7 protein-coding genes are annotated in these 5,102 nt (G+C 58.3%); 3 read left to right on the top strand and 4 right to left on the bottom strand.

Annotated features, from left to right (window positions below):
- The first annotated feature begins 1,617 nt into the window (after positions 1 to 1,617).
- Complete coding sequence (locus tag CT676_RS42930; protein WP_028159893.1) at positions 1,618 to 2,034, top strand: PRC-barrel domain-containing protein; 417 nt, start codon at positions 1,618 to 1,620, stop codon at positions 2,032 to 2,034.
- A gap of 338 nt (positions 2,035 to 2,372) precedes the next feature.
- Positions 2,373 to 2,609 (top strand): hypothetical protein, encoded by a 237-nt coding sequence (locus tag CT676_RS42925; protein ID WP_135217271.1) that lies wholly within the window; start codon positions 2,373 to 2,375, stop codon positions 2,607 to 2,609.
- Between the two features lie 257 nt (positions 2,610 to 2,866).
- Here the strand turns inward: CT676_RS42925 and CT676_RS42920 are convergent, their stop codons facing one another.
- Together CT676_RS42920 and CT676_RS44685 are read right to left on the bottom strand one after the other, a co-directional pair.
- The gene (locus tag CT676_RS42920) at positions 2,867 to 3,046 is read right to left on the bottom strand and encodes a hypothetical protein (protein WP_028159895.1); all 180 of its coding nucleotides are present in this window, start codon (positions 3,044 to 3,046) and stop codon (positions 2,867 to 2,869) included.
- Positions 3,047 to 3,640: 594 nt separating this feature from the next.
- On the bottom strand, positions 3,641 to 3,784 hold the full coding sequence (locus CT676_RS44685; protein WP_155256153.1) for a hypothetical protein: 144 nt from the start codon (positions 3,782 to 3,784) through the stop codon (positions 3,641 to 3,643).
- Between the two features lie 218 nt (positions 3,785 to 4,002).
- Here CT676_RS44685 and CT676_RS46395 point away from each other — a divergent pair, with 218 nt between their 5' ends.
- Positions 4,003 to 4,197 carry a hypothetical protein gene (locus CT676_RS46395; protein WP_028159897.1) on the top strand — a complete coding sequence of 65 codons (195 nt, stop codon included), beginning with the start codon at positions 4,003 to 4,005 and terminating at the stop codon, positions 4,195 to 4,197.
- A gap of 65 nt (positions 4,198 to 4,262) precedes the next feature.
- Here CT676_RS46395 and CT676_RS42905 read toward each other — a convergent pair whose 3' ends face one another.
- Complete coding sequence (locus tag CT676_RS42905) at positions 4,263 to 4,511, bottom strand: hypothetical protein (protein WP_135217270.1); 249 nt, start codon at positions 4,509 to 4,511, stop codon at positions 4,263 to 4,265.
- Positions 4,512 to 4,727: 216 nt separating this feature from the next.
- Positions 4,728 to 5,102 (bottom strand): hypothetical protein (locus tag CT676_RS44975; protein WP_205124640.1); only part of this gene is annotated, 375 nt, incomplete at its 5' end.

The raw sequence follows: 5,102 nt of genomic DNA, 5'->3' as shown, positions 1-5,102 counted from the left end.
TAGGCAATCGTCTCGCCATCCGCGATCGCTCCGTCTCCGCAACCTGACCAGCTCCGACGGAGCAATCGCTACCGGCGTGTCACTGGAGAGAGGAAGAATGGTAGCTTGACAACAAACCGCAATTAAAGGGCCGATTGACACTCTATCCGCCGAAGCTCGTTCAGGTCTCGTTTCATTCGACCACGCGCGCCCATTCGCGAATGTTGATGACCCCGTACTGCAAAATTGTGACCAATAAACTCGTGCGAGTAACGTGCATACAGTTCCAAGATGTGCCCCAAGGTCCCGATCTCGGTCGCGGGGTGTGCCCCTTTGTCCCAGCCTAGTCGGCCCAAACGACATCTTTCCGCACCTACAACCGGCAGTAGCTCGCGCTCGTTGTTACAGGTCGCAAAAAACGGCAATAAGTGAGCTGGTTCAGGCGCCCTTCATATTCGGCTCGCTAAACCGGCGCACTGGGATTTGAGGCCAGCGAAATAAGTGCCGCCAGGACAATGTATTTTGAGCCTGGCGGCGTTCAATTTTAAGACTAATGGCAAGCCCGCCCGCAATGGACGGTTTCCAACGGGCACCCGCTTGATTGGCCGCAATTTCCAAGGATCACTACCAATCAGCTGAAGGCGCCGCGGAGCGGCGTTGTGCCGGAAGCTGACCCACGGTCGTATCTGGCTTGTAGGAACGGCGGCCTTCGGGACTAGTTGCCCCTGACGCCAAACTAGGGTCTCCGCCATGGGTTTTTGCAAAATTACCTGCTTGGTCATCATCGCGATCTTAGCCTGCGGCTCTGCCGCACTTGCGGGGGGTGGTCATGCAACTGGAGTGGCTGGGGCAGACCGTCCTGGTGGTGCTAAGCACCGCCTCTTTATTATCCGCCGCCCGCTTCCAATACAGGGGCCTGCGTCTAACGGCACCGTTGGCGTCAATGCGTCAAGCTCCAAGCTCAACTCGCGGATCGACGGCAAGATGTAAGAACGCGGGCCAACTGCGAAGGTCTCTGCGCGATCTTAAAAGGGCAGGATAGTTTGTTAAACTGAGAAATTGAACGGCTGAGATCCGACCTCATGTCCAGTACCGTCGTGGGCGTCCGATGTTGGGATCGACCACTTGCCGCGGTCGACGCATGGATCACCAAATAGAACGAGCCGGACCTCTCCCGCCCCGAAGCCATCCGCCGCCTAGTCGAACTAGGCCTGACCGTAAAGCCAAGGGGGCAGCACTCCAGTGAAGGCCAAAAGCTCCGGGCCCGCGCGATGGCCGCTAAGGCAATCGATAAGCTCGCTGACTCGCCGCCACCCCCGGCGACCAAGCCACACGTAAGAAGCGCCTGCTTAAGGGCCCGGAGCAATTTCCAGGGTGTGAGAGTCGATCGAGCAAGCCAAAAGACATGAACGCTGCGCCGATCGTGCGGAACGTCGCAGCGTCGGTCCAGGCGCAACTCACGCCTGCGACCGATTGGACGCGATGGAGCGACGCACGTATCTCTGAATCGGTTCCCGCCGGAATCGGCAAGTGCTCGTCACCGAGCTGGCCCAATCCCCTCACCTCACCGGTCCTGCTCATCACTAGGAACGAATGCCGAGCGCTTCTGTTCTTAAGGTTCCAGCTAGGGAGGATATTGTGAGAACATTGGCCACCATCGCTGCTCTGCTCTTTGCTTCCGGGGCGTTCGCGCAGACTCCTGCTCACACGGCGTCCGAAGCAGCCGCACCAATCGCTGCTGCGGGAGACTGGAGCGCAGCAAAAATGAAGGGCGTCAACGTTTACAATGAAGCCAACGACAAAGTAGGTGACGTCTATGACATCATCATCGACTCTCAGGGCCGGGTAAGGGGTCTCGTCATCGAGGCTGGCGGCTTTTTGGGAATGGGAACGCATTATGTGCTGGTCGCGATGAACAGCCTTAAATTCGCTAATAAGGCTGGGAAAACGACCGAAGGAATGACGTCCGCGACTGCGCGCGAATGGTTTCCCGATCGCGCCGTTATCAACGTCACGAAAGACCAACTAAAGTCGATGCCAGAGTTCAAGTACTAGGTAACTCTAGGATTGGTGGTCGCGTACTGTGACGCTGCTCAACGCCCCCGAATACGTCACTGTTTTGCCGGAAGGCGGAAGCTGCATGATGTTTGCCCGCATCGGGTTCATTCCTTGAACCTTTGCATCGTCGTTCTACACCAATGATCATCCGAGATTTTTGTCCCTCCACCTCGCGACTGGTCTGAGCATTGCCGCCGGGACAGCGTATTTTCGAGCCGGCGGCGCATTGCCTAGGGAGAAACCGTCGGCGTCACACCTTCAACGCGCGGCCCCTAGAGCGCGTTAGAAGAAGCGCCAACGCCCGAATATCTTGCATTACGAGAAGGGCTTGAAGCATGATGATCTTCCGCTTCGGCACGAATGAAATTCCTATGCGCAAAGGCGCAGGGGGACTGCTAATGAAGCTGATTCTCAGCGATGGCGGCCGCGCTATCCCCGTCCATCGTTGTGAGCTTTGTTTGCAGCCAATGAGGCACGTATGCGATCAAGCCGAACGCCGGCTTTTCAAGTGCGACGACTGCGCTCTTGTCAGCACGGAGGTGTTGATGCTCGGCAACCCAGGCCGCAAGTAGTCGCGCCATTTGATGCTCAGGGGCGGCCCGCCAGCCGCTGCCCATCACTGTTCGGTGCAATCGGCGCCAGCGCATCACTTGCCCTTGCCGTATTCGGTGATCCTCAGCGACAGGCCTTGCGAGCATCCCCGACAATGCCTTCCGCGCCGGGCTCAACTACGCGATCGAGCGCGGCTGGCTATCCAAGCACGAAAGCGGCACCTGTGTGATGCCGTTCGGCGAAGATCTGCTGACCCGCAACGCCAACTGAGGCGGCATTACTCCGCCTCCGACCTGTTAGCTATGGCCTTCTCGATTTCGTCGGCGAGCTGTCTGAAATGAGCGGCGAGCCGCTCATAAAGCTCGCGCTTCTGCAGGTCGGTCGCGCTTCTGGCGATCTGCTCCGCATAGTTGGCTTCGGCGCGCATTTTCTCCGCGCTGGCTTTCATGTCTTCCATGGCACTACTTCGGTGGCTGCAAGCCTGGCGATTGCAGCCATTCGTCAATATGGGCGGTGATATCGGCTGCGCGGGCCTCTCTCAAAAGGTCCTCGCGTTCCGTCCCCGGGGGCATCTCCTCTGCCCTTGCCCGTGCTTGCCTAGCTTCTTCGATGAGCCGTTCGCCTAGCGCCCTATCCTGTTTGAACCGGTGGCGTTTCATTTGAACATCCTCCCGCACATCAACTCTTTCGGGATTTCAACTGTTCAATCCGGGAACATTAAATCAGACACTCCCGTAGCAGAAACACCCTTGTTGCGGCGCGCCACGAGCCGGTGCGTTGTGGCGGTGCCGGTGTTTCCGTACTCTTCAGCCCTGGAGGCGCTTCGAGCCGCTCACGCTCGCAGAGTAGACTCGCCGAGGAACAGACTGTCGGTGGAAGGCTTGTGTCTGCGGTGACTGCTTCCCTAACGAGGCAAGAGCCTGTCCGGAGGCCCCAGCATCAACATGCCCCCCGGCCGGGTGCCGGGGCTGCCACGGGCCGAGGAATGAGGACATGCATCCCAATGCCAACACGGTTTTGGGAGTTCTGCTGGGGGCTGCTCTCCTGTACGTCATTTTTGTCCATTAGCGCGCCCTGGATTAGGCCGCATGCCTATGAACAGCGCCGCGACAAACAGTGCGGCGCCAAAGGCTGCAACGCCAAGGCAGATGCACGCGTGGACTGAATACGGATTGACGTCGGGCTCTTCGATCATGTCCTCGCCTCGGCGGGCGTAAGCCGGGAGAATGTCCAGATGATTTGCGACGTCGGCTTGACCGGCCTCTCAATCAGGGTCTCTCGCTCGAGACGCCTTTTCTTCGGCCTATCCGATCATTTCGGTGGCGCCAGACCCGGCGATCTCAGCCACTGGTTTATGTGAGAGCCGGTCTCGGCCTGCCGAGCCCTACGCATTGCGGCATCGCGTACAGGCCCATGAGGAAGCAGTTCGGCTTCCTCGCGAAGCCGTTTAGCTTCTTCGGCGAGGCGGTCTTCAAGGGAGGTGCTTTGCGCGAAACGACGCCGATGCTGCATGGCGCGCTCCTTTCCCGTTCGAGGAAGGCGGGAGCGCAAGTGGCGTTCTCATCACAGATAAAAGCCAAGTTCCGCTCTGTGATGATCAGACAATAGCACGACGCGGGCTTGGGCTCCTTGTCCAATATTAGGTTTTCAAAATAAGGGACCCCCAAAGGCACCTAATTGCCGTTGATTTCAGCGGTTAGCGTGAGGGTGAGCAAAGTCCGACCTTCATTGGGTGAAGGGCCGTCCGTGACCTTCATCTCCCATGGTATCCCCCTCCACATGTCGGTGGGATGCTCGGACGTCAGGACAGTGCCTGCGTACTTCACTGCTTCAAGTTTCGCTGCTTCGGTGTCGGCCACTTCAACGCCGACGTCATCGATCAGCATTTTCCCGTTCAAAATATGGAAGTAGTAGCGCGGCACATCCGGTCCTCCGTTTGGGCGGAGAGCGCAGTCGCGTCTCTCAGTCAGGGGGCGCCTTGATCGGTCCCGGTGATAGCGGGACAAGAGCAGATACCGGGTGGCGTTCCTAATTGGGCCACCGCACTTTTCAAACTAGGCCAGGCGGATCGCCTCCGGCTTGGTCGAGCCGGCCTGGAGCGCGCTCGCGCCTCGCTAATTGAGCTGCCCCTTTTTCAATCAACGCATTCCAAGCCCGCATTTCCGGTCGTTGAAAGACCTTTGTCTCTCGGCGTCACGCACCACCGCCGCCTCTACATCGGCCTGCCTTCGCGCGCTCTTCCATACCAAGTAGATTGCCAGCCCAACGTAGGCGTAAAAAGGTACCAATACGGCCAATGCCCACGCGATGCCTACGAGAAAAACCGCGAATAATACCACACAAAAAATAAGAGCTAGCGCGAGGGGCATCGAACTCTCCCTATCTTTGATATGTCGCGCGGGAGATCCTGTGACCTTGCCCCGCGGGTTTAATCCAGTTTGAAGTTCGTTCTGGCCCACGACAAGGACCAGAGCATGAAGCGCAGCCGCTTTTCGGAAGAGCAGATCATCGGG

It is taken from the genome of Bradyrhizobium sp. MOS001 (assembly GCF_004634465.1).
In the GTDB taxonomy this organism is placed as follows: Bacteria; Pseudomonadota; Alphaproteobacteria; order Rhizobiales; family Xanthobacteraceae; genus Bradyrhizobium; species Bradyrhizobium barranii.
This window is presented reverse-complemented; position numbering and strand designations above follow the sequence as displayed.

What these genes read in the sequence shown, in the direction of transcription:
- CT676_RS46395 (WP_028159897.1), top strand. Translation starts at nt 4,003, where the DNA reads ATGAGGAAGCAGTTCGGCTTCCTCGCGAAGCCGTTTAGCTTCTTCGGC.
- CT676_RS42925 (WP_135217271.1), top strand. Translation starts at nt 2,373, where the DNA reads ATGATGATCTTCCGCTTCGGCACGAATGAAATTCCTATGCGCAAAGGC.
- CT676_RS42920 (WP_028159895.1), bottom strand. Translation starts at nt 3,046, where the DNA reads ATGGAAGACATGAAAGCCAGCGCGGAGAAAATGCGCGCCGAAGCCAAC.
- CT676_RS44685 (WP_155256153.1), bottom strand. Translation starts at nt 3,784, where the DNA reads ATGATCGAAGAGCCCGACGTCAATCCGTATTCAGTCCACGCGTGCATC.